At 71.3% G+C, this 3,005-nt stretch carries 3 protein-coding genes and 1 pseudogene; 3 read left to right on the forward strand and 1 reads right to left on the reverse strand.

Going from position 1 to position 3,005, the window contains the following annotated elements:
* Positions 1-71: 71 nt before the first annotated feature.
* Entirely contained in the window at positions 72-266 is a 195-nt protein-coding gene (locus tag AOJ26_RS39490; protein WP_007380617.1) for a hypothetical protein, read from the reverse strand.
* A gap of 216 nt (positions 267-482) precedes the next feature.
* On the opposite strand from AOJ26_RS39490, the gene AOJ26_RS39495 reads away from it, so the two are divergent.
* The 3 genes and pseudogenes from AOJ26_RS39495 to AOJ26_RS39505 all read left to right on the forward strand — a co-directional run.
* Positions 483-875, forward strand: a complete 393-nt coding sequence (locus AOJ26_RS39495; protein WP_053853164.1) for an ankyrin repeat domain-containing protein — start codon at positions 483-485, stop codon at positions 873-875.
* 301 nt (positions 876-1,176) lie between these two features.
* On the forward strand, positions 1,177-2,595 hold the full coding sequence (locus AOJ26_RS39500) for a HEAT repeat domain-containing protein (RefSeq protein WP_053853165.1): 1,419 nt from the start codon (positions 1,177-1,179) through the stop codon (positions 2,593-2,595).
* A 224-nt stretch (positions 2,596-2,819) separates the two neighbouring features.
* A pseudogene (locus AOJ26_RS39505) lies at positions 2,820-3,005 on the forward strand (glycosyltransferase family 1 protein); the annotation flags it as partial.

Raw genomic sequence — 3,005 nt, forward strand, 5'->3', positions numbered from 1 at the left:
TCAGGATGGGGGGGAGGGAGCGGCGGACCACTGCTGTCTCCTGGTGGTGCGTACGGACGGGAGGGGCGGCGTCAGAACTTGATGCCGCCCAGGAGGCTCGCGAGGCTCTCGCCGCCGGCCTTGATGCTCGGGGCGATGGCGGTGCTGGCCAGGTAGAAGCCGAACAGTGCCGAGATCAGGGCGTGTGAGGCCTTGAGCCCGTCCTTGCGGAAGAAGATGAAGACGACGATGCCGAGCAGTACGACACCGGAGATGGAGAGGATCATTGCGGTGCTCCTGGTTGTGGGGACAGTCACCATGAGTACTTCCAGGATCACAGCATGTATCCATACGACAAAAGGTGCAAATGGATGAATATTTCACGATTTCACCGGCTTGGTGGAGCCATGATGATCCTTACCTCCGGCACTTCGGGTCATCTGCCGCGCCAGCCAGTACCCTTGCGATTCACCTGAACGGTTGTATGAGAGGCGGTCCGGCCGATGACTGAAGCCCCCGACCCGGAGGTCGTGGAGCTGGCGACCAAGATCTTCGATCTGGCCCGGCAGGGGCAGACCGAGGCGCTCGTGGCGTACGTCGACGCGGGTGTTCCGGCGGGCCTCACCAACGACCGCGGGGACTCGCTCGTGATGCTCGCCGCCTACCACGGTCACGCGGACGCGGTGCGCGCGCTCGTCGAGCGCGGCGCGGCGGCCGGCGGGGTCAACGACCGGGGGCAGACGCCCCTCGCCGGTGCCGTTTTCAAGGGTGCCGCGGACGTCATCGAGGCCCTGCTGGAGGGCGGCGCCGATCCAGCCGAGGGCACCCCCTCGGCCCTCGACACCGCCCGCATGTTCGGCCGGACAGAACTGCTCGAACTGTTCGCCGCACACTGACACACATGTTCTGACCAGCGAAGACACAGACAACGGGGGAGGCGGTACAGGGCCGCCGAAATTTCGGTCGCGGCAGACGGAAGTGCCGAGTCATCATGACGTCGTGGTTCACGGACGTGATGGTTGGGCAGGTGATGCCGCACCGCGCGGACCGTGACGCGGGTCCGCATGGGCCACCGACGAGAGGCAGAGGAAGATGGCTTACAGCAAGCAGGAAACGGCGGGCGCCCCGACGTGTTGTCACGCGGCCAGGTAATGCACGTCCCCGGTTGCGTCGACGCTTGATGTGAGGCTGTTTCCCATGTTCGATCCGGTCATAGCGCCCAGCGGCACGCTGCTCGGCCTGCTCCAGCGGGGCCGCGGCGACGGCACACTGCACGCGCTCACCGCCCCGCGCGCCGAGGCGCTCGCGGCCCTGAACCACTGCGTGCTGCGCGATCCCCGCGACGACTGGCAGGTGGAGAACCGCTCGCTGTACTACGCCCGTCTCTTCCTCGACCTCAACGGCGAGCTGGACGAGATCGAGGCGCACCTCTTCGAGGTGGACGACGTCTTCGACACCGAGGAGTCACGCACGGGCCTCGCCCTCGCCGTCCTCGGCCACCTCGCCTCCTACGGCAGGCGCGACGCGCTCCAACTGCTGCGCAGGTACGCCGCCTCGGGCTCCAACTGGGCCTGGGCGCTGGACGAACTGGCGCTGCGGGACGACGACGCCGGTCTGCGCGCCCTCGCCGCGCCCGTGCTCGCCCGCTTCGGGACCGATCCCGAGGGTGAGGCCGAGCTGGCCGCCGCCGTCCGCGACGCCTTCGAACCACGGCCATGGCGGCTGTGGGCAGACGATCCCCGCGAATCCGTCTCCACGCGTGTGCGTGCCGCCCAGGAGGCCGGCTGCTTCGACCGCTGGCAACGCCAGATGCGACCCGCCGGCCCCCGCCCCGGGTGGAGCGTGCAGGCCGTCTTCGAGTGGGCCCAGCAGGGCGTCGAGCGGGGCGCCGCGCTGCATGTGCCCGCCGCCCGCTGTCTGGCCGCCGTCGCGGGCCCCGAGGACCGCTCCGACATCCTCGCGGCGGCCAAGGACGGCACCGACGGAGCCCGGGCCACCGCGCTGCGCTATCTCGCCGACAGCAATGATCCCGACGCCTTCGACCTGATCGAGCTGGCCGTCGCCACCGGCTCCCCGGCCGTCGTGGAGGCCGCCCTCGACTCGTTCGAACGCATGCGCAGCATCGCCGCCGTCGACCGCGCTCGCGGCTGGGCCCGACGGCCCGATCCGCTGGGCGCCGCCGCCGGACGCATGCTCGCCTGTCTGGGCGGGGCACAGGACAAGGACCTCGTGCTCGCGGCCCTGCGCGAGGCCGTACGGGGCGAGGGACCCGACGCGCCCACCCTGTGGACCCTCGTCGACGGCACCGGACGGCTCGGCATCGCCTGCGCCGCGCCCGTCCTGCGCCACATCTACCGCGAGACCGCCTCCTCCCACCTCCGCGGCCGCGCCGCCCGCGCGCTCGCCGCCACCGACCCCTCCTTCGCCACCGGCCTCGCCGTGGAGTGCCTCTGGGACTGCGAGGAGACCACCCGCGAGATCGCCGCCCGGCACGCCGAGACCGGCGACGCCCGGGTCGTGGAGCGCCTGCGCCGGCTCGCCGCCGACCCCGCCGAGGAGGCCGAGGTCCAGACGGCCGTCCGCAGCCGTATCGGACCGGACGCCGCAGCCATGTGAGACCGCCCCGGTGCCCACCTCAGCCGCAGCCGTGTGAGCCCTCCCCGGGCGTGCGCCTCGGGGGTCTGCCACACCCGCCGGGTGAACCGGGGACGACCCACGGGTCAGGCGCGCATGGACGCCGCCTGACCCGCTCGGGTGCGCAGCGGAACGCTCATGGGACGTTCCTCGTCCGGAAAGATCCACGTTGACGCGGGCACGTCCAGCGCGGCGACAACACCCTTATGCGTGTCGTCATCGTGACCGAGTCCTTTCCCCCCGACGTGAACGGCGTGGCCCATTGCGCGCTCCAGACCGCCCGGCACCTCGTGGACCGCGGTCACCTCCCGCTCGTCGTCGCGCCGGCCACCGCGTCCGGCCCCGGACCCGACGTGGACGCCCTCGCGCCGTGCCCCGTCGTCCGCGTCCCC

It is taken from the genome of Streptomyces sp. NRRL B-24085 (assembly GCF_001282115.1).
Lineage (GTDB): Bacteria > Actinomycetota > Actinomycetes > Streptomycetales > Streptomycetaceae > Streptomyces.